This window comes from Pseudomonas sp. PI1 (genome assembly GCF_000812405.1).
Classification (GTDB): Bacteria; Pseudomonadota; Gammaproteobacteria; order Pseudomonadales; family Pseudomonadaceae; genus Pseudomonas; species Pseudomonas citronellolis.
The window spans coordinates 11,960-31,520 of sequence record NZ_JWMC01000009.1; the positions used below are offsets into that span (position 1 = coordinate 11,960).

18 protein-coding genes are annotated in these 19,561 nt (G+C 57.8%); 6 read left to right on the forward strand and 12 right to left on the reverse strand.

The annotated features are described in order from the left end of the window. The first annotated feature begins 130 nt into the window (after positions 1 to 130). Complete coding sequence (locus RN02_RS02500; protein WP_010792950.1) at positions 131 to 1,711, forward strand: alkaline phosphatase D family protein; 1,581 nt, start codon at positions 131 to 133, stop codon at positions 1,709 to 1,711. 6 nt (positions 1,712 to 1,717) lie between these two features. On the opposite strand, the gene RN02_RS02505 is transcribed toward RN02_RS02500, so the two are convergent. Continuing rightward, a complete protein-coding gene (locus RN02_RS02505; RefSeq protein WP_010792949.1) occupies positions 1,718 to 2,011 on the reverse strand; it encodes a hypothetical protein in 294 nt (97 codons plus the stop codon). 1 nt (position 2,012) lies between these two features. Beyond that, complete coding sequence (locus RN02_RS02510) at positions 2,013 to 2,438, reverse strand: hypothetical protein (RefSeq protein ID WP_021018618.1); 426 nt, start codon at positions 2,436 to 2,438, stop codon at positions 2,013 to 2,015. Positions 2,439 to 2,633: 195 nt separating this feature from the next. Here RN02_RS02510 and RN02_RS02515 point away from each other — a divergent pair, with 195 nt between their 5' ends. From RN02_RS02515 to RN02_RS33680, 3 genes are all read left to right on the forward strand, one after another. Then, on the forward strand, positions 2,634 to 3,017 hold the full coding sequence (locus RN02_RS02515; RefSeq protein ID WP_043312972.1) for a hypothetical protein: 384 nt from the start codon (positions 2,634 to 2,636) through the stop codon (positions 3,015 to 3,017). Between the two features lie 98 nt (positions 3,018 to 3,115). Next, on the forward strand, positions 3,116 to 4,171 hold the full coding sequence (locus RN02_RS02520) for a site-specific integrase (protein WP_010792946.1): 1,056 nt from the start codon (positions 3,116 to 3,118) through the stop codon (positions 4,169 to 4,171). A gap of 54 nt (positions 4,172 to 4,225) precedes the next feature. Next, positions 4,226 to 4,402, forward strand: coding sequence for a hypothetical protein (locus RN02_RS33680; protein WP_021018616.1), 177 nt, complete (start codon positions 4,226 to 4,228; stop codon positions 4,400 to 4,402). A 29-nt stretch (positions 4,403 to 4,431) separates the two neighbouring features. Here the strand turns inward: RN02_RS33680 and RN02_RS02525 are convergent, their stop codons facing one another. From RN02_RS02525 to RN02_RS02540, 4 genes are all read right to left on the reverse strand, one after another. Beyond that, entirely contained in the window at positions 4,432 to 4,959 is a 528-nt protein-coding gene (locus RN02_RS02525) for a hypothetical protein (RefSeq protein WP_021018615.1), read from the reverse strand. 32 nt (positions 4,960 to 4,991) lie between these two features. Next, a complete protein-coding gene (locus RN02_RS02530; protein WP_021018614.1) occupies positions 4,992 to 5,288 on the reverse strand; it encodes a hypothetical protein in 297 nt (98 codons plus the stop codon). A 26-nt stretch (positions 5,289 to 5,314) separates the two neighbouring features. Next, on the reverse strand, positions 5,315 to 6,160 hold the full coding sequence (locus RN02_RS02535; protein ID WP_010792944.1) for an alpha/beta hydrolase: 846 nt from the start codon (positions 6,158 to 6,160) through the stop codon (positions 5,315 to 5,317). A gap of 78 nt (positions 6,161 to 6,238) precedes the next feature. Further along, positions 6,239 to 8,827: an autotransporter family protein gene (locus tag RN02_RS02540; protein ID WP_021018613.1), complete on the reverse strand. Its 2,589-nt coding sequence runs from the start codon at positions 8,825 to 8,827 to the stop codon at positions 6,239 to 6,241. A gap of 539 nt (positions 8,828 to 9,366) precedes the next feature. On the opposite strand from RN02_RS02540, the gene RN02_RS02545 reads away from it, so the two are divergent. Next, the gene (locus tag RN02_RS02545) at positions 9,367 to 12,303 is read left to right on the forward strand and encodes a hypothetical protein (protein ID WP_010792942.1); all 2,937 of its coding nucleotides are present in this window, start codon (positions 9,367 to 9,369) and stop codon (positions 12,301 to 12,303) included. Positions 12,304 to 12,327: 24 nt separating this feature from the next. Here RN02_RS02545 and RN02_RS02550 read toward each other — a convergent pair whose 3' ends face one another. From RN02_RS02550 to RN02_RS34525, 5 genes are all read right to left on the reverse strand, one after another. Further along, positions 12,328 to 12,729, reverse strand: a complete 402-nt coding sequence (locus RN02_RS02550; protein WP_172405642.1) for a hypothetical protein — start codon at positions 12,727 to 12,729, stop codon at positions 12,328 to 12,330. A 304-nt stretch (positions 12,730 to 13,033) separates the two neighbouring features. Then, a complete protein-coding gene (umuC, locus tag RN02_RS02555; protein WP_010792940.1) occupies positions 13,034 to 14,296 on the reverse strand; it encodes a translesion error-prone DNA polymerase V subunit UmuC in 1,263 nt (420 codons plus the stop codon). Next, positions 14,293 to 14,721 (reverse strand): hypothetical protein, encoded by a 429-nt coding sequence (locus tag RN02_RS02560; protein ID WP_010792939.1) that lies wholly within the window; start codon positions 14,719 to 14,721, stop codon positions 14,293 to 14,295. Before RN02_RS02560 ends, umuC begins: the two co-directional genes overlap by 4 nt. 836 nt (positions 14,722 to 15,557) lie before the next feature. Then, complete coding sequence (locus RN02_RS02565; RefSeq protein ID WP_038405176.1) at positions 15,558 to 16,382, reverse strand: Ig-like domain-containing protein; 825 nt, start codon at positions 16,380 to 16,382, stop codon at positions 15,558 to 15,560. A gap of 151 nt (positions 16,383 to 16,533) precedes the next feature. Beyond that, the gene (locus RN02_RS34525) at positions 16,534 to 17,457 is read right to left on the reverse strand and encodes a prepilin-type N-terminal cleavage/methylation domain-containing protein (RefSeq protein ID WP_269465862.1); all 924 of its coding nucleotides are present in this window, start codon (positions 17,455 to 17,457) and stop codon (positions 16,534 to 16,536) included. Positions 17,458 to 17,564: 107 nt separating this feature from the next. Between RN02_RS34525 and RN02_RS02575 the strand changes: the two genes are divergently transcribed. Then, on the forward strand, positions 17,565 to 18,272 hold the full coding sequence (locus RN02_RS02575) for a DUF7673 family protein (protein ID WP_034036499.1): 708 nt from the start codon (positions 17,565 to 17,567) through the stop codon (positions 18,270 to 18,272). A gap of 27 nt (positions 18,273 to 18,299) precedes the next feature. Here the strand turns inward: RN02_RS02575 and RN02_RS02580 are convergent, their stop codons facing one another. Beyond that, positions 18,300 to 19,277, reverse strand: a complete 978-nt coding sequence (locus RN02_RS02580) for a hypothetical protein (protein ID WP_010792934.1) — start codon at positions 19,275 to 19,277, stop codon at positions 18,300 to 18,302. Between the last annotated feature and the right edge of the window lie 284 nt (positions 19,278 to 19,561).

Genomic DNA, 19,561 nt, shown 5'->3' on the forward strand with positions numbered 1-19,561 from the left:
CGATCGAGCATTTTCTCAGGCACCGGCTAGTATCACATTGCAACCATCGAGAAAGCTGCGGCCGGCGCTGTGGGGTGACTGAAAGTCAGCGAGGACGGGGCTCATACCTTTACGTCAAGGAGGACAGCGCATGAGCCTGTTACTCGGTCCCATCCTTCATTTCCGCGGTATCCACAACGATCTGTACCAAGTCTCTGCTCTTGTTGTCCTGGATAAAGGTGACCCCAAACCGAAGCCTGAGCCCACAAACTGCGTGGTCGACAAGGTCACCCGTATCGCTTCGATCCCATTCGGAAGTCCAACCCAGGATGTCTGGAGGGTAGACCTATCAACGTCTCAGAAAGCTGCTAAGTCGCAGCAGTGCTCCTGCAGTGTGTCAGGAGGCAAGGCGAGCTTCTTCGTTCCTGCCCTTGGGGAGTCTCCGAGGGTTGCCTATGGCTCGTGCAACGGGTTCTCTGCTGACAAGTACCGCAAGAAGGTGAAGGATAGGCAGAACGAACGCTGGTTCGACATGGCTGCTCGTCACAAGATCAAGGGTAAAGAATTCCATGTCCTGGTCATGGGGGGAGACCAGGTCTACACCGATGACTTGATGGTGATACCCGGAGAGATGAAGGACTGGGCAGATCTGTGGCATAGCAAGCAGGTAGCTGCGAAATGGTCACGAAAGCTGGAAAAGCAGGTCGACGAATACTTCACCCAACTCTATGTCCAGCGCTGGAATCAGGCCGGCCCGCGCGAGATGCTGCAGTCGATCCCCTACGTGGCCATGTGGGACGACCACGACATCACCGATGGGTGGGGCTCATATCCTCAGGACCTGCATGAGTGCGACGTCTACCAGAACCTCTTCCGGCTGGCGACGCGGTACTACAGGCTCTTTCAGCAGCAGCTGGCTGAGGATGAAGTCCACCCCTCTGCGGTACCTAACCAGAGTCCGCAGGCCAAAGGCTTCAGCCTTGCCTACTCCGGTCTCGGCGAGGTCGCTTTTCTGGTTCCGGATTTGCGCAGCGAACGTCACCCTGACCTAAAACGTCCTGACGGCCTTAGCCCGACACAGATTGTCTCGGAGTACACCTGGGAAGCTATCTTCGCCTGGCTGGATCAGCTCGATACCTCCAAGCACAAGCATTTGATCGTGTACTCCAGCCTACCGGTCGCCTACCTTGACCTGAATGCCGCGGAGGTGGCTCTCAATGCTTTGCCCGGGCAGTGGGAGCTCGAGGACGATCTCCGCGATCATTGGCGTAGCAAACCCCACCGTGACGAAAGGCAGCGACTGATCAAGCGCTTGCTGAACTTCTCGGCAAAAGGCACTCGGGTGACTATCGTCAGCGGTGATGTCCACGTCGCTGCCGCCGCTGTAATCGAATCGATGCTGCCACAGCATGGAAATGGTGCTGGAGCCATCTTCCAGCTGGTATCTACGGGGATTGTGCACACACCGCCGCCGGCAGTTGCCGTCTACTTCATGGAGAAGTTCGGGGCAGGTGAAGAGGTCATTGAGTACGGTGTTCACGCCCGCATGCTGCCGATCGGCTTCAAGGGCCACTACCTGGTACCAGAACGAAACTGGCTCAGCCTGGAGCCTGATGGGAAGGGGCGGATCTGGGCCAACTGGCACGTGGAGGGGCATGATCACCTACTGACCCAGGTGATCGATCCGGTCGTCCTTCCGACGATGCTTCAGCCTGTCGTTATGAATCAGTAGGCTTGCCTACTTGGCAATCTTGGCCGGCCAGCGAGCGCTGGCCAGAGAGGATTGAGGGAAGCGGGTGACCCTTCCCTCAACGCTGGTCAGGAGGTAGTCACCGGACATTGGTTCAATCCGGAGAGTGCCGTGCAACTCGCACTCGGCGCTGGCGCAGTTTTTCAATCTGACCGTGGCGTGTTCGGCTTCGAAGAATGTTGCCGCAAGCCGATCCATGTTCCAGATGGCGATCAAGCCCAGGATCAACAGCGGAATCACCACCTCGGTCTTGAAGCTTTTCAGCTTGTCGCCACGCTGCACTTCAGGACTTCTCCGGAGTCACAAAGTCACCATTCGGCCGGCGAAGCGCCACACGACCCCCATCGCGCAGGACGCTCCACTTCTCCTCCTTCAGGCTCCCGCCTGCAGCTACGTCGGGAAACTTCACGTGCACCTCGGTCGCTGTCGGCGAAACCTCAACACATTTGTTGCTGCCCTCATAGGGATTGGGCCCGAACAATTTGGCCATAACGCCGTCCTGCGGTGGGCAAGTGTCTTCCCCGGTGATCGGTGTGGCCTTGCCGCCGATCATGACCTTGTAACCCGGAACGAACACCAGGCTGATCGGCTTCTGCAGGTCGGGGTATTGGGCAATAAACGCCTGGCTGACATTGGCAGCCATTTCGGTTAGGGCATCACAGCCGGCTACCGATGTAAGTACGAGTGACAAAACGATGGCACGTTTCATAGGCGAACTCAGTATTGGTGGTACTGGTGATGATAACGGCCGAGGTGAAGATTTCTCGGGATAGTGACGGCCTGGGTGATTTGCTACAGGAGTACGAGGACTGATGTTGGGATTCTTCCAGGTTTGGCTTCTGGCACAGTGAGGGGGCCGGAGAATGGTCGTCACCTTTCAACAGCACCTCAGAAGGAGCTCCAAATGACCGACTTCACCTCCGGCTTCAACACCACCAACCTCAAGGTTCTTCGTGGCTTGATCAACAGCGCACTGGCCAACCTCCATCCCGAAATCAGCATTGAGGCTGGAAAAATCACCTACGACCCGCAGGGGACCTGCACGATCAAGGTCGAGGCCACGGTAAAGGGCGCAAAGTCCAAAGCCCAAACTGAACTCGAACAAGCAGCCAACCTCTACGGATACGACGTGTCCCAAGCTAAACCGCATACCAGCCTGGGCCCCTGCAAGCTGGTGGGTTTCAACTCCCGGGCCAGAAAGTCGCCATGGATCGTTGAGTGCCCGAAGGGGCGCTACAAGCTTGAAGACGATGTAGTTGAGCGGATGTGGGGCCAGAGCAAGCAATAATCACATTCGACACGCGAGGGCGCTGCCGGGACCACTGGCAGCGTTCAAATCGCACAGGTCTGCGTTAGGATGCTTAGACCCTTTCAGCGACCTTGACTATGAGTAAGCGACCCGACAACGACAATGCCGGCAACAAGGTGATGGCCATGGACTTCGAGTTGAAGTCAGCCCTCATCGATAGCGCCGCAGGTAGCCCGAACACCGACAAGGCCTACCGGCAGGCTCGTGAGCATTTCAAAAGCAATGGGGGGCTGCTTCCTGCCACCGAGGAGATGGTGGATCGCTACGTCCGCACTTTTGCTGGAGAGCTCTCTGTCAACACCCTGCAGTTGCGAGTTGCAGCCATTGCGAAGTGGCACCAAGAGTTCGGTTTCCCTGACCCAACCAAGAGTAAGGTGAAGCGGACCATGAAGGGCATCCGGGCGTTGTTCAACAAAGCGCCCAAGAAGGCCCTCCCCATCGCGATCGAGAATCTGCGCAAGATGATCGACTACCTAGACACCGCTGAGCGCGCCGCAATTTCTGCCGGCGATCTCGCCAAGCAGCTGGCCGCTTCACGCAATCGCGCGCTGGTGCTAATCGGCTTCTGGCGTGCCTTCCGAAGCGACGAATTGAGCCGGATCGAAGCACACAACATCACGGTGATTCCAGACCGGGATATGCGGATTTTCCTTAGAAAAACCAAGCATGACCGTGATGCACTTGGCCAGGAATTCATCGTGCCGGCCCTCATCGAGCTTTGCCCCGTCAGGGCATACACGCATTGGCTCGAAGACTCTGGTATTCACTATGGGCCCGTCTTCCGACCTATCACTCGCTGGGGGCGGATGGCGGATGAGGGGCTCTCGAGTTCCGCTATCGGTCCCATCCTGCGGCGAGTAGCCGAAGCCGCCGGCGTAGAGCAGCGCTACACCAGCCACTCCTTCCGACATGGCTTTGCCAACTGGGCGATCGACGAGGGCTGGGACCTCATCAGCATGATGAGATATGTGGGTTGGAAGAGTGTTCAGAATGCCCAAGGGTACGTTCAGCCCAAGTTCAATTTTGGCAAGCTCGCCATCGGTCAGCCGGCCTCGCTCAGTGCGCCGCGGTGGGAGCCTGGCCATGGTGAGGTCTTCCCAGGCATCGCGGAGCGTCTGGAAGACGACGAGTAACGTCGTGATAACCTGCTACACCTCGCTTCAACCAAGATTTTTCAGGCACATCAGATGAACGCAGCCCACCAAGCCACTACTGCCGGGGAAGACCAGCTGGATCTGTTCCGCTCGCCGCAATCCCCATCTGATCTGGAGAAAAAGGCGCCGTGGCCCGTGCCGGCGGATGGCTTATGTGGTGACCGTTGGTTGGAAACTGGTAATCCCTGGCTTGAAGATCAGGTTGCGTAAAAAAACCGCCCTTGTGGCGGTTTTCTCTTTCACGGTTGCAGTGACAACCTGTCATCCGGAGCTTCCACCGTCTTCTCAGGTGGAACTGGCACAACCCTCACCGAGCATGTAAGCGTGGAGCTTGCTGAGTCGAAATCACAGTCATCGATTTGCGACTTTCCTTGCGGCCTGGTCTTCGGCAAGACGAAAAATCCAGACGTCTGAGGTTCTGCGTCGAACCTCACGTGCTGGACCGGGTTGAAGACGCCAGGCAGGGATTGAACATACCACCAGGCGGCTAGGGCAACGCCTGACAATGTCGCCAGGTCCTGCAAGAACTTGAACCGCACGAGAAGGCTTAGCGCTACCAGTAATAGGCCGGCCGCAGTCACCAGGTAGCTCACGGATACAGCCGGGCCGTATAGGGCCAGCAAGGTGAAGCCTGCGACCATAGCGAATGCTGTTGCGGATGCGACCCTCTTCAACCAGTACGATTTCCAACGGCGCTCGAGTACGTCGAGCCAACCGGTGAACCGTCCCCACTGGACGGCGATTTGATCCTTCAATTTCTTCAACATCAGTAGGAATGTCCTTTCTGAGAACGATGGAGTTATGGGAATCGAATGAGATCCGGCGGAAGGGTGACGTTGAAGTGTTGTGTCAACCCACCACAGAATCGCTCCCATTCTTCGGGCCCGGCCGGTTCGTGAGTGCAGTCCAGGCATTGGCCCTCCCCCGCCATCTGCTCTGCGATCGTCCGATGAAGGTCAATGCCGGCATGCTTGGAAAAGCGACCAACGCTGTTGCCGTCCGAACAGTTGACCCAGACGGTACCGCCGTCATGGCTGACGAGAACCTCGTAGATCAGTTCGCTGCCTTCTGGCTGGATGATGATCTGCTGTTGCATGACCGCGTCCTTCAAAGAAATTAGGGCTATTCAGCCTGGGATGATTGGGGGCTGCCGCTCATGTCGCAGTTGAAAGGCAGATCCCTTACCGCACGCCATGCGTCGGCGTAGCCGCGGTCGTGAGACGCACTTGGCACCACGACGGTGGACAGGCATTTTGCCTGGACCTGCAGGCTATACGCTCGTACGACTTCAGCAGGCACCACCTCGTCGTTTTGGCCGATCAAGTGCCTCTGGGGGATGCCGGCGAGGCGAGCCGAGTATTCCAGTGGCGAGAGCGATCCGAGCAGAGGGGTGATGTTCTTGAGCTTCGTCCAGGTCACAGGATCGACATTCCCTGCGATGGTTTGAACTTGTCCAACGTCATCACGCTCGCCGGCTAGGATCAAAGCTATGGCAGCGCCGCCGGAATATCCCACCAGTTCGAAGGACTCAGTCCGGTACCGGGATTTCAGGTTGTTCAAGGCGGAGTTCATGGCATCAACAGACGCCCGCCCAAAGCGTTCGGACGTCCAGAGCGCTGGTTTGCATGCACCAGTGATGACGAACTGGCAAGGCCGGGCCAAGTACGCTGCTGGCGCGGGATCTTCAGCCGCGAATTGAGCCATCAGAGACGTGTGAGGTGTAGGATCTGTGCTCGGTTGTGTTCGGGTGGCCCAGGCATGGCCATCGCCCTCGATGTACACCCGAAGTGTGCGGTATCTGGTACCGGCGGGCACTAAGGCCTGGATATTGTAGGGGGATGAAAGCAATACCTCAGGGTGCAGACTGGACCCGCTCGAGATTTCCTTGAGGTTGACGTTGTTGGCGCAGCCTGAGAGGGCTAGGAGCGCGCCGGCGGCGAGGATAATGCGGTTAAGGGCGATGTACATCGGCTTTCCTCGGTCACATGGACAATGGCCCGCACGAGGCGGGCCATTGTGATTTGCGGAACGACTTCCTGGTATGTCCTAGAAGTCGTAGCGAGCTTTCAGCGAGAAGGTGTCGGCGTTGAAGTCGGCTTTGCGCAGGTAGTTGTACGAGGCACCGAAGGTCATGGCACCGACGCTGTACTCCGCGCCTACGCCAGCCTCGTAGCTGTTGCGAGTCGGCTTGGCGGCGTTGCTGACGAAGGCGTTGCCACCCAGTACGAATGCGCTGGTGGTGTCAGCCTGGTCGGCGGCGAAGTCGTGGTAGGTCATCAGGGTGACTTCCGGCTTCAGAGTGCCGTTGCCGACGTTGAAGTCCTTGGCGAAGCGCACACCGGCGCCCAGCTCGGCAACTTCGATGCGCTGGCCATCTACCGACAGTGCCGCGGAGGAGCCCTTCTCGGTGTAGCCGTCGATCTTCAGGTTGCTGTAGCGCAGGGCTGCACGAGGTTCGACGATGTAGCCGTCACCCACGTTGAAGCCGTAGCCGCCCAGGACGTTCAGGCCGAACAGGTCGGAATCGTAGTCGCCCTTCGCGGTGGTGCCAGCGATGTGACGCTTGGATTCGTTGTCGTTCTTGCCGAAGGTCAGGCTGGCGTCGACGAAGACCGGACCTTGCTTCCAGCTGCCGTAGGCGATCAGAGCCTGGCTCTTCACATCGGTGCTGTTGCCGTCGTCGGAGTCGACATCGCTGGTGGCGTAGCTGTAGGCCAGACCGAGGGTGGTCTGCTCGTTCAGCTTGCCGTCGGCGCCGATGATGATGCCATCAGTATCGGCGCTGAAGCCTTCGATCTGATTGCGACGGTTTTGGTCGGCATCGCTATGCAGGGCCTTGATCCATACACCGGTTTCTTGCAGAACGTCGCCGGAGGACATGCCAGACGAGGAGCCCAGACGGGAGTTGATGGCGTTGGAAACCAGCGATTGGGTACCCATCGCAGCTTGGGTAGCGCCGCCGTTCACCTGGGGTGCCAGTTGCTCGGCCAGCTTGGCGAGTTCAGCTTCAGAAGCGTTGGCGAAGGCCTGGAAGACCTGGTCGTCGCTGCTCATGTTGCCCATGACCGAGTCCACGAAAGGAGTGATGGCGTTCAGCGCGTTACGGCTGGAGCCCTGGCCTTTCAGGATGTCCTGAGCGGCGTCACCGGTTTTGCCGGTAACCACGGCGGTGACCAGCTGCTCGCCGATTTCGTAGGACTTGACCTGCAGCAGAGCGGAGCTGCTCTTTACTTCGAGCCCAGAGTTCTGAATGTCGTCCGCTGATACCAGGGTATACGCAGTGCCCTGGCGGGTACCGGTGAAGTCGCCCGGGTTGGCGGTGACATTTAGCTTGCTGCCGGCAGCGAAACTGGCGGTGCCGTCGACGCTGACCACCGGAGTGTTCACGTTGGTGCTGTCGCTCAGGCGGACCTGCAGAGCTGCTCCGGAGGCGATGCTCAGGTTGCCGGTCAGGTCGGTGTGAAGGTTCGACAGGTTCAGTTGGCCGCCCTTGATCTGAACGTCATCGGCTTCGATTTCGCCACCGATGAAGTTGGCGTTGCCATTGACCTGCATGGAGTCCAGGCCTTCGATGTCGCCGGCGATGGTACCGCCGTTGAAGCGAAGGATGGTCTGCATGTTGCCATCGATGGATTTCTCGCCACCCTGAATCAGGCCGCCGTTCTGGGTGATGATGAAGTGGTCCGTACCGCTGCCATTGCCCGGGCGATTGCCGATCTGGATGGCGATGCCGTCGGCAACGATGTTGCCGCTGTTCACGATGCCGTTGTTGCCCAGGTCGGAGTTGGGGCCGGTGGAGTCCATCACCAGGATGCCGCGAGAGTCGGCACCGCGAGCGATGATGAGGCCGGTGTTGACGATGGCGTTGTAGTGGGTGTCGTCGACGGAAATGCCGATCGCATTGTCGCCCGCAGCGGAAATGCCGCCGTTGTTCAGGATGTCGTGGCCAAACTGCACGTCGTCCAGTTCGATGCCAATGGAGTTGTCGCCGGACACCGAGATGTTGCCCTTGTTTTCAACATCGGCGCCGATCTTGGTCTGGTTGTTCAGGTCAGCGCCGTTGGAGAAGGCGGTAATACCCTTCGCGCCTTCACCAGTGGCGACGATGTTGCCGCTGTTGATGACATCGCCTTCCAGCTTCGTGTTGCCGATCTCGATACCACGGGCTTTGTCGGTTTCTACGCCGTCCGGATCATCCAGGACGTCGATATTGCCGTTGTTGATCAGGCTGTTGGCACGGACGCCGTCCATCACGATACCGACCGCGCCGGCCCCGGTCAGGTCGATGTTGCCGTTGTTGATGATGTCGCCGGTGACTTCGGTTCGAGTGGCGTTCTGGTCGTCGCTGATGTCCAGGTCCAACCCGTCGACAGCCGAGCCGCGGGCGGTGATGTTGGCGTTGTTGACCAGATTGCCGTTGATCTTCACGCCTTCGAAGCCAACCCCATCCTCGCCTTCGATGCGCTGAGCATTGCCAGTCAGGGTGACGTTTCCGTGTTCGCTGAGCGACAGGGCGACTTCGGTATCACCGCTGACATCCTGGGTCAGGTCGGTTACGCCCGAGACAGCGTATACGTGAGTGCTTGCTGCGATCGATGCCGCCAGCAGAGTCTTGCGCAGGGTGCTCTTGTTCACAGGTACTTCATTCCTTGTCTGATGGTTTTCAGCCTCCTTGCACCTGACGAAGTCTCTACTTCGGGCATCGTAGCAGTGGAGGTGAATGGCCAGCATAACGAGGCAAGCTGTGGATTCAAGCCAAGACGCGCTTTTTTTGGCGCCATTTTGCCAGCATTTTCATTTCTCATATTCGGGAATGAATCTGGCGTTATGGTCAAGAAAAATCAGTGGTTTATCAAACCTCCAGGGCTTCAAAGGCCGATTTTCGGCGGAAAATTGGCGCCCGATATTTGGATGTGAAGCTTTTCACAGATGGCATGGCCTAGTAATATCACTGCCCGATGTCTCAGAGCAGACACATAAAGCTCCGCGCGTATGCGATTACGCAACCGTGGGGTCCGTTGAAATGAGGGGGGAGCAGTGCTCTCTACTAAAGCCGGTACCAGCCTGTGGCTCGGTTCCTTCGCCTCCATTCGCCGAGAGCGAAGGGACGGTTTCTGCTTTAGTAGAGCGCACCTTTTTGGGTGTTCCCCCCTGATCCATTGGAGGGGGGTACCATGCTGTCGAGTGCGACGATTTCTGTCGATGATCTTCAGGCCAGGGCGCTGGCCGCGGATGAGGCTGCAAAGCAGGAGTTTCGGAACAAGGTTCTCTCGTATGCGAACGACTTCAGATTCGCGCTGAAAGAAGCCAGCCGCCTGTTAGGAGTTAGTGCCGGGTTCCTTCGCAATTATGCCGCCCGGAACAACATCGAGTTCTCAGATCCTGAGCTCCGAACCAAAGAGGAGAGCAAGTCGATCTTCAAGCAGTACGAGGAGATCCGCTTGTCTAAGGAACCCAAGCGCGTTGAGCCGCGAAAGCCGTTGCTCAAGCCAGACGAACTCCAGTTACCGCCGCAACTCGACCTGCTTTCCAAGAAAGCGCACTGGGAGCGCCAGAACAAGTTCCTGGAGCGCGTCCAAGAGCTGGCCCAGACCATGACCATGAAAGAGGTCAGCAAACTGGTTGGTGTCAGCCTTCGTTTCCTCAAGAACTTCTCCTACGAACACGACATTGAGTTCGTGGGTTCCAAAGCCCGGCCGGTTAATGAGGCGCTGTCCCCTGTCTTCATCGCTGAAGAGCCGCCTTGCCCCAAACTGATCCAGTTCCTGTCCCGCCCCATGCCTCGGGCAACCGACATCTACGAGGACGAGATCACCGAGAGCGAAGAAGTCCTGAACACCGAGCAGGTCGACAGCCTCGCGATTGTAGAGGCCGTCACCGCCCCCGAATCGAGCGAGTGCACAGCACCCACTGAAGCTCAGGTGGAGGTCGTTCAGGACCAGAGTGTGGGTGGGAATTCAGAGTTCGATCGTTATAGTCCGAAAGCTCCTGCACTCCGGAGTGATACCGACTTGAACATCCTTACCCTCCCCCACAATCGGGCTGATGAGACAATATCGACATCAGCTTCCGTTGACCAACTAACCGCCGCCGGAGCCTCTCCAGGCATCAACGGTGAGCGTTTACTGGGCAACCTTCCACTGCCAGCGACATTTGTGAATCAGAGGAGCCAGGGCGCAGCCTGGACGGCCTGGTATGGTTCAGCAAAAGCGGTGGCCAGCGTATTTGAACAGATATGCAAAGCGAAGATCTCCGCCCTCGGCGATACGCGGATGCTGATGCGTGTACCGCCCCACGCCGCGCTGACCTCGTTGTTCATTTCTCCGCAGTGCTTCACCGCGATCGTGGACGCATTTCCGGCCGATGAAGCAGCCAATCTTTTCCCCGCTAGCCGCTTGGAGGCCAACCTCAAGCATTTGCTCGGTGCTGAAGTGGGAGAGATACGATCACTCAGTAATGGAGGTAGCGCAGCGGAGGTTGCCCGGGCCGTAGAGTCGATCTGGCCTTGGACATCGCGTCTCCATGACCATGGCGGCTTTTCTCGGCACAACTGCGTAACCCTGCTAACGATTGGTGCTCTGCTGAAGGCATTCCACCGGCCCAATCTCGCGTCGACGGATGGGTTCCGCATCGACATGGCCATCACGACACTTCTGTCGCTGCTTCCTGACCCGCTGGATCGTCTGATCGCCACGTCGTCGACACGGGTTCGGCAGATTGGATATGCGGGCCTAGCGGGAGTCGAGGTGGCTGATGAAGCTGGTGCTGGAGAGTTTTGGCAGGCGGTAGGGACTGAAACCTTTATTGCCTGTGTCAATGAGGTCAAACGGCGGGCTCCCAAAATTGAGTCGGGCCTCACTCGCGTTTCGTCTTCGGAGCTGAAGGTTTTCGAACTGGAACGAACGCTTTTGGCGGCGCGCCCCGACTCCCAGGTGCTACACGAAATCTACTCCGACTTTGTCAGTAATACCGGCTCGCCCAACTGGAACAGCTTGCTCGACTCTCTGGAGTCCTACTCGGCCACGACCGAGATTCCGTTGGACGCCAAAGTCTTCACCCGTGATCTGTTCAACAAGCCTATTCAGAAACTGCCGACTCCAACCCTGGAGGCAGTACAAATCTTGCGAAAAGCCATCTGTACCAGTCTTCTGCAGGAGGAGCCTCTGGCGTTCCAACAGCGTGCAGAGAGGCAGATGGACGCAGTCCAGAAGGTTCAGTCGCAAATCAAGGATCTGGGTGACAACCTGACCGCGGCGAACATGCTCAAGCTGGCTGATCTTGCAGAGCAAGGCCGGACTCAAATACTGGCGAGTCGTGAGTGGTTCGAATCGGAAATAAAGACCTACGCGGCCGAGGTTCAGCACTGGCGAGAGTTCTTCGCAGATTGGCAACGCCTGGCGGCTCCTGCGGAGCAACTCAAGGAGAAGGCCAAGTCTAAAGGCAAAGAGCAGCCCGTTCAGGTAGTGGAGCCTGTTCCCGAATCTGACGTGGTGAAGGAGTTGCGAAGTGAGCTCGCTGATGCAGAGGACCGTAACCAGCATCTCGAGCAGGAGCTGAAGGTAGCGAAGAGTGAGGCTCATCGCCTTCGCCAGGCTGCGGATGCCCGGCCACTTCCCACTCAACAGTTCGCGCCTGAAGTCGAGCCATCTCTACTGCGCCGTATTGCAACTCGCAAGGGCATCACTCCGGTCGACGTCCTTGCGTACCTGCAGGTGACTTCCGGTGATCGCGTTGAGATTCTGGAGTCAGCGTGGAAGTCGGCGAAGGCGTCGGAGAAGTTTGCCTACTCCGAGCGCATGCTGGATCTGCTGGACACGCTGGTGAACCCCTACTTCGACTCCCTGGCTGCGGGCAACCCGGACTCTGTGTCACGCGAACTCCTTGGCGGCGCCTATGTCGCCAAGGAGTCGGATGCGACCAGCAATTGCGGCAAGATGCGCGCTCAGCGTGAATTCAGCTACCAAGGCCAGCGGATGTACTTCGAGCGTCATCTGCGGGTTGGATCTGGCATTGGCAACCAGGTGTGCATGCGCATTTACTTTCAGATCATCGATTCTAAGATCGTCATTGCGTACGCCGGAGAGCACCTGGAGATTGCCAGTACGAATTGAGCGGTGACGTCGCCCGGCGGGCCATCAATCGATGGCCGGCCGGAGCGAGAGTTTTTTCGGCGTTGGTCCCCCCGCTTTCCCCCCCTGACTACCCCGAGCCTTGAGTTTCTTCAGCGCCTGGTTTTGCCGTTTCCGTTGCAGGAAGGTTCCCATTCCGCGATATTCCAGGAACAGCTCAAGTTCTTCATCCTTGTTGGGCCGTATCAATGCGATGTAACCCTTGGAAATGTAGCGAGCAGGCTTGTCCTCCCGCTTTCCTCCAAGCAGAAGGCCCTTGCGATCATGATCAAGCACAAAGCCGATGAAGTGGGTTCCTGAAATCAGAATGATGGAAATCTCTACCTTGTGCTTCAGGCAGTAATCGAGGTAGCGATTTTGCTCGACTTGGGAGCGATCAATCATTGGCGTTGGTGTCTGTTGGGGCATACACATCCTTGTGCCCTCATTGTTGGGTTTTCATCAGGCAGCATAGAGCCGCGCCACATTACCGGGGACGGCTCCTGAGCATTTTTCATACCGGATACTATCGGATTGCCATCGGATTTTCCCCTCTGTCATGCGCTAGAAGGGAAAAACATCAGAGCATTCCTATTTGGTTTCGCGCCTCGAGTAGAAGGTTTGGCGCGGCTTTGACTGGCGTCGTAGTAAAGAATTCTACGGATCACCGTAAGCTAGGCTGATAATTGTCAATTCATGGGTAATTGCAGGAATACCGTTGACGATCGGTGTTTCATCGTGCTCGAGGAAGCTCCCGCCAACTGGTCGTGTATGAGGGAGAAAGCATCTCGCGCCGCATCGCCCAGCCGGCTTCCACTGGGATTGATGCTACCCGCAATGCCCCGCGTCCGAATCGTTCATTCACCAGGTCCATTGTTGCCATGAGGCTGTCGACGTTTCGCCGCGGTTGCGGGGCGAACATATCGTGAGTCAGACCCTCCAGCTGGCTGAGCCTGCACAGTTGTATGGTGCATTTCGAATATGCGAATCCGTCCCGGTAGATCCCGTGAAGGCCCTGGTTTGCGGCCTGAATTAGGTCGCGGGTGTCTGCAGTTGGTGTTGGTAGGAGCATTCTGGCCCCGTTCCAGTAACGTTCTGCAGGATCGGCAAACGGGCTGGTTTGAACCGAGACAACAAGTTCGCTGCAGACGGAGTCCTGCTCCCGAAGCTTTTCCGCTGCGCGAGTGGTGTACGCGGCCACTGCCTGGCGCAATTCCTCAAGCAGGTAGACACGCCGGCCGAACATCTTGGACGACACGATCTCTTTCTTCGGATCAGGATCATCGTGCATTTTCAGCCACTGCTCCCCGCGTAGTTCCCGGGCGGTTCGTTCCAGAACCTTCGAGAACATCCTTCCGATGTGCCTCGGGTCCGCGCTGGCAAGGTCGAATGCGGTCTTGATCCCTAGAGTCTCGAGTTGACTGGAGAGCTTACGGCCTACACCCCACACCTCCCCCACCGGCGCGAGTTTCAAGAGTTTTTGCTGGCGCTGAGAGTCCATCAGGTTCACCACGCCGCCGGTTGCCGGCCAATTCTTCCCTGCCCACTGTGCGAGTTTGGCCAACGTCTTTGTCGGCCCGATGCCCACCCCAACTGGGATATTCACCCACTGTCGAACTCGTGCCTGAATATCCCGGCCCAACTGCTCCAGGTCGCCGGGCATTCCAGTAAGGTCACACCAACATTCGTCAACTGAGTAGACCTCGATGCTGGCGACCAGAGTGCTAATGGTCCGCATCACACGATTCGACACGTCGGCGTATAGCGCATAGTTGCTCGAAAAGGCTGTCACTCCCCTCTGGTCGAGAAACCGCTTCACTTTGAAGTATGGGTCGCCCATCTTTAGGCCCAACGCTTTAGCCTCCCGACTTCGTGCGATGATGCAGGCGTCGTTGTTCGAAAGGACCACGACTGCCTTCTGTGCCAAGTCCGGACGGAAGATCCGCTCACATGAGCAGTAAAAGCTGTTGCAATCGACCAGGGCAAAGACGCTCACAGCATGCTCCTGAGCAGCATGCTGATCACTCCCCATAGTTCCACCTGCTCTTCGTCGGCCAGGATTTCGCGATGGCGGCCGTCGGCTCCTACCCGTGCAAGATGTAGTCGTTCCAGTGCTACCCGCTCCACGAGCGCCAAATGATGCTCATGGTTCGCCACCACTATTACTACATTGCCGGCGCTAGGCTCGAGGGCGCGGTCGACCACGAGTACATCGTTCCGGTGCACTCCGATCCCAACAAGATCGTCGGTGTCGACTAGCCAAAGCCAAATGTTGGGTGCACCCCATCCCACCGCGGCGTCAAGGGAGGGAGGAAATAGCGAGTGATCCTCAGCCGGGCTCTGGAAACCAGTGATCTTCAGGCGCTGCTGCGCCAGGGCGAGACTGGACAGCCGCCGGCCGGGAGACGTAAAGCAGTCCATCTGGGCGGTCGTCTCAAAACTGTATATGCGTACAGTATAGAGATCAGCCCCGGGTTGGCGTCAAGCTGCGCGCACTGGGTATGTCACTGTCAGCGGGGAGGATTTTGCTGAAGGGGGGCCATCCATGGCCTCTACCGTGCAGTATATGGCCGGTAAATGTCCCAGGCGCGACTGCGGGTTACCGCCGGTCAGTTCGAGTCAGCGTGCATCGATTGCTGCGAAACGTGGAGCAAACCTCAATATGTGTTGGACAGGGAGCGTGGGCAGGATGGGCGGAAGGAATGGGATTTTCGGGGCAGGCTGGTCGGGACTCATCCTGCTGGCAGGGGTGGCGCTACTTGCGCCTGAAGCCGCATACGCTGGGAAGCTAGGACAGGCACTGGGCTCTGCTGCTGGCAGCGTCGGAGGGACTGCGGTTGGAGGCGTATCTGCAGAAGCAACCCGACAAGCTCTTGCTGCCAAGGGCATGACCGAGGATGACTTCTTCCGAATGCTGTTCGCTCGAGGCATCCCTCGCGCAAAGCAAGATCTCCCCAAGATGGTCGACGCAGAAACAGAATTTTATGACGTGACTGGTAGCGGTAGGGAATGGGGATACTGGTATCGATTCCGTCGGTATGCATCTCGAGACCTGGACCCTGCAGCGGTAAAAAAGGCACTCGGCCCAGAGATCATTTCGAAAGTCTGCGCGACGCCGAACATGGTCTCCCCGTTCATGGAGATGGGGGGAACCTATCGGTACAACTATGTTGGAAGGGATGGCCAACTGATCATGTCAGTTCGGGTGAGTCGGCAGGACTGCAACTGAGTCCTGCCCGACTCACGAGTTCGACTCTTTACTGCGGAACAGAACAGGCCTCGTATTCCTCACGACTCGATGCGCAGTTTTTGCCGAGGCAGGTGGACTGTCGGAATTTTCCTATAGTGTAGATTCGGCCGTTGTAGGCGAAGCTATCAGTCGCGTTGGCAACCTCTCCGATGTACTGCCCTAGGTAAAGCCGGTACCCCTGTTTCGGCCCACCGGTGTTCGACACGCCATGATCCCAGCCGGTGGCGTAGACCCCGTTCTTTGTGAATGAGGACCAAGCACAACTCGGGGTGCTCTGTTTGGTACCGACGGCTTGCTGGGAACGTGCTGCCTGGACAGTTTGATATAGCGGGATCACCCCCCCAACGTTTCGGACCTGGCCAGTCACCAGGCTCACTTCCCGGTTTTGTTGGTACGCGATCTGGTTTTGGTAGCAAACGGCAGACTGAGTGAATGATGTTCCCTGATTGATCGTGCTCGCGTCGGGTGACCAGGCGCTGCAACTGTACGGGGCTCCAGAGTCCTGCCAGGCTGAGTACATCGCACTGGTAGATACCCACTTATCGGTGAACGGCACAGTGATCTGCCCTGTACCTCCTTCCGCCGGCGACGTCGCGCTCACGGTGGCCCCGCCAATTGTCTTCGACGAAGTGAGAACGACCGATGTCTGGCCGTTCGCATCCGTCGTCGTCGTCGCAGCACTGAGACCGCCGTCGCTGGTGGTCCAGTTGATCACTACGCCCCTGCCGGCGTTGTTCCCATCGTAGTCCTGGACTGTTGCCACCAACGTCGCCTTCTCACCGAGGGCAGCGAGGGAGCCCGGGGTTGCCTGGATGACAATCGTCAATCCCATGTTGCAGGACCGCCATCCATTCCCCGATCGATCGCAAACGACCTTTTGCCACCCACTAGAGCTGGACCCGCTACGGATGGGCTTCCAAGAGTCCGCTGAGACAGTCGTCGTTACGGACATCAAAAAGAAGGCCCCGGCCACTGCCAGGGCCTTAAGGTTTGCAAACATAGAGATTCCCCGCACTGTCGAACGCCAAAGAGCCTTTCGGGAAGCTGGCACACGATTGACCTGTGCTTACGATCGCCGGGCTCCAGATAACCGACTTCACCCACTTGCCCCCTTGGCAGGTGAGTTGCGCACCGGTGGATGTCGTAGCGACGAGCCCCGCTTTCGCGCAGCCCCCTCCCTCTGCAGCCGTGCCGGTGAACTCGACGTAGCCGGCGGTGCTGATATTTCCGGTAGCAGCGACCGTTTGAGCGTTGACTGCGCCGGCAGCGTTGAGGGTTTGAGCGTTGACCGCATTGACCTCGTTGATGTCGTTGTTACCCATCAGCAGGTTGGTACGCATGCGGTTCATTTCCGCGTTCGCCGAGGCCAGGCGCGAGAGCTTCCCGTCCAGGGCTGGTTCAGTCCCTGGAACCCCAACAGTGGTGCGGATCTGGTAGGTGGATGAGTTGATGATTTGAGAACCCGGTAAACCATTCACCACAACCCCGTCCCAGTCTTGGGTGGTGTTCTGATCGACACTGAAGGTGTACTGGGTGCAGGAGGTTGTGATCGGGTAGTTGTAACGGTTGATATTTGACACCCCTGCGAGCATTGGCGGGGTTGTCGCTCCGAGCGCCTGAATAGCATTCGAGCATGTAGCATCACCTGGCCAGGTGCCCTTCTCGCTTCGATAGGCCCGTGCGGCGTCGATGATCGCCTGGGTGTCTTGGACTGTGGTGTCCGCGCGTTTCTGGTTCACCCTGGTCATGTAGTTTGGCACTGCTGCGGCGGCGAGCATCGCCGTGATCGCAAGCACTATTGCCAGCTCCATTAAGGTGAAGCCCTGCTGGCATTCCCGCCCCATCTTCATTGCTCCTAAGCAGAAGTTGTAGGCACCAATGCTACGAGCACATTTGTTGGACTCCATGTCAAAACGACACGCTGAAATTCCTACGATGTAGGCGGTTTCGGTAAATCGTGGAGCAAACCTCAGATCTGGATTAGGCTGTTCCGGTCAGCAAAAAGGAGGGACTCATGATGACTGACCCTGGTCCGGAGCAAGCTTCCGCCAATATTGGTGAACAGCTCGAAAGTCCATACACACGGATACGCTATGCAGGAGAGAAAGCCCTGCATCGACTCTTGCCCATTGCCCAAGGCGACGGCATCCAGAACCAGGTGGTCAGGTCGCTGCTGCTGGGCTGTTACAACGGCCAGGATTTCCCGATCGATCCTGCCTCGTTGAGGGTGCTTAATCGCAGCGTCATGGAAGACTGCATAGCTCTGTTGCTGATGGACTCCGCCCCCGCGATGGAGGTACACCAGTACGTAGAGAACGGAAGTTCGGTTTACAATGGAATGGCTGAGCGTTGGCAGCCACCGAGCCGCATCCAAATGCAGATACCGACGTCGGAGGACGAAACATCAGAGGTCCTTCGGACCCTCGGGAAGAAGTCCCTGCAGCATTTAATCGCTGTGGCTCAAGGCTTTTCTGGACAGTGCCGCCATATCGCGCGGTTCTTGGTGGGGTGTTACGACGGATGCCGATACCCCTTCGACCCCACCAGGTTCCGTTGTATCGACCATGACCTCTTCCTGGAGTGCATCGCGGTAATCCGCCTGCTGTACGAAACCCGCCATGGGATCGACAAGAACATCCTTGAGGGGGTGAGCGTGTTCAACAGGCTGATTCAGGATTGGTCGATCGAACCCTATAGCGCAGACGCGGAAGCTGTGCGATGAGGGTAGGCCAAGCCACGCGGTGCAGCTTCAGTTAGGGATGCCGGAAGGGCCTGGTTCAAACGGAGGAACCTGCGCTGCACTGACATTCCCAGCGGACGGCATCGCATGGCCCCGGCGGCTGAATCGTCTGTGATGGAAAGCGATTAGGAAAAGGGCCAGGTAGATCCAGATCGAGTGGGCGACCGAGCAGAGCACGTAGAACAGTCGCAGGATCACCCGGTGCGCGCCCACCGCATCGGCGTAGTCGACGATTACCTTGTAGAGGCCTGCCTTCCTGTACAGAAGAACGGCCGCAATGCTTCCTGTCTTTTCATCATTGTCGATGCCGACAGTGGTCCCCATTTCGGTAAATGGCCGAGTGGAGAGGTCGACATAGGTGCCGAAGATCTGGCCCCGGAGCGGCGCCGGAAAGTCTTCAGCACGTAACGACGTGCCTGACCAACACGCCACCCCCTCTGCCTTGCACCCGTCCTGAAATTCCGCACTGGGAAGATCGAGCAGGTTGCGGTGCTGCCAGGCGATGTTCCAGTTCCACCCCGGGAGGGCAGTTTGGACTAGGGTGACGTGGAAAATCAGCGTAGTGCCGATCACGGCGGCCTGGGCTCCCAACATGATTATCCGATCAAGCGTCCGCCACCGTCTCACGACGACCAGCAAGATGAGCCCACTGGCAGCAATGCCGGCGAGGAACGTTGGAACGAGCTGCGGATTCGACCCTTCCGGAAGGAGCAGGTGGCCAAGAGTTTGGTTTTCCCCGTAGCGGAAGATCACAAGAGCAAGAGCGAAGGCGCCAGTGATGAGTTTGGGCGAAAGCGTGCGACGGAAGAACAGGATCATCGAGAGCGAGAAGGACAGGTAGAGCAGGAACTGCGAGTAATCGATGACCAGGTCGAAAGCATGCCGAGAAAACCACTCTTGGAACGTGCCGGACTGCAGCTCCGTCAGGCTGTAAGGCGATGAGTCTGGGGAGGGTTTTAGAAAGGTCTTGAAGAGGTTTTCAGACATCGGAGGGCACGCATACCAAGGATCGAAATCTGGATGCTACTTCCCGATCGCCCGAGTACCAGCGAAACCGGTCTTGGAAAATCCCTAAACCGTAGGTTGGGAGCCCGCAAGGACTTTCGGCCACGAAAATGGGAGTGCAACCGTTACCATCAGGCCTGTAGCAACCTCCCTGAAGGAGTCCTTAGATGCAGTGCCGATGCGGGGCCGCCACCAAAGGCCGAAGCTCTGTCGTAAATAAGCTGGAAGCCGAGTTGTCGTACCAGGAGTGTGATCCCTGTGGCCGA

What these genes read in the sequence shown, in the direction of transcription:
- RN02_RS02500 (WP_010792950.1), top strand. Translation starts at nt 131, where the DNA reads ATGAGCCTGTTACTCGGTCCCATCCTTCATTTCCGCGGTATCCACAAC.
- RN02_RS02510 (WP_021018618.1), bottom strand. Translation starts at nt 2,438, where the DNA reads ATGAAACGTGCCATCGTTTTGTCACTCGTACTTACATCGGTAGCCGGC.
- RN02_RS02515 (WP_043312972.1), top strand. Translation starts at nt 2,634, where the DNA reads ATGACCGACTTCACCTCCGGCTTCAACACCACCAACCTCAAGGTTCTT.
- RN02_RS02520 (WP_010792946.1), top strand. Translation starts at nt 3,116, where the DNA reads ATGAGTAAGCGACCCGACAACGACAATGCCGGCAACAAGGTGATGGCC.
- RN02_RS33680 (WP_021018616.1), top strand. Translation starts at nt 4,226, where the DNA reads ATGAACGCAGCCCACCAAGCCACTACTGCCGGGGAAGACCAGCTGGAT.
- RN02_RS02525 (WP_021018615.1), bottom strand. Translation starts at nt 4,959, where the DNA reads ATGTTGAAGAAATTGAAGGATCAAATCGCCGTCCAGTGGGGACGGTTC.
- RN02_RS02530 (WP_021018614.1), bottom strand. Translation starts at nt 5,288, where the DNA reads ATGCAACAGCAGATCATCATCCAGCCAGAAGGCAGCGAACTGATCTAC.
- RN02_RS02535 (WP_010792944.1), bottom strand. Translation starts at nt 6,160, where the DNA reads ATGTACATCGCCCTTAACCGCATTATCCTCGCCGCCGGCGCGCTCCTA.
- RN02_RS02545 (WP_010792942.1), top strand. Translation starts at nt 9,367, where the DNA reads ATGCTGTCGAGTGCGACGATTTCTGTCGATGATCTTCAGGCCAGGGCG.
- RN02_RS02550 (WP_172405642.1), bottom strand. Translation starts at nt 12,729, where the DNA reads ATGCCCCAACAGACACCAACGCCAATGATTGATCGCTCCCAAGTCGAG.
- RN02_RS02560 (WP_010792939.1), bottom strand. Translation starts at nt 14,721, where the DNA reads ATGGACTGCTTTACGTCTCCCGGCCGGCGGCTGTCCAGTCTCGCCCTG.
- RN02_RS02565 (WP_038405176.1), bottom strand. Translation starts at nt 16,382, where the DNA reads ATGGGATTGACGATTGTCATCCAGGCAACCCCGGGCTCCCTCGCTGCC.
- RN02_RS34525 (WP_269465862.1), bottom strand. Translation starts at nt 17,457, where the DNA reads ATGGAGTCCAACAAATGTGCTCGTAGCATTGGTGCCTACAACTTCTGC.
- RN02_RS02575 (WP_034036499.1), top strand. Translation starts at nt 17,565, where the DNA reads ATGATGACTGACCCTGGTCCGGAGCAAGCTTCCGCCAATATTGGTGAA.
- RN02_RS02580 (WP_010792934.1), bottom strand. Translation starts at nt 19,277, where the DNA reads ATGTCTGAAAACCTCTTCAAGACCTTTCTAAAACCCTCCCCAGACTCA.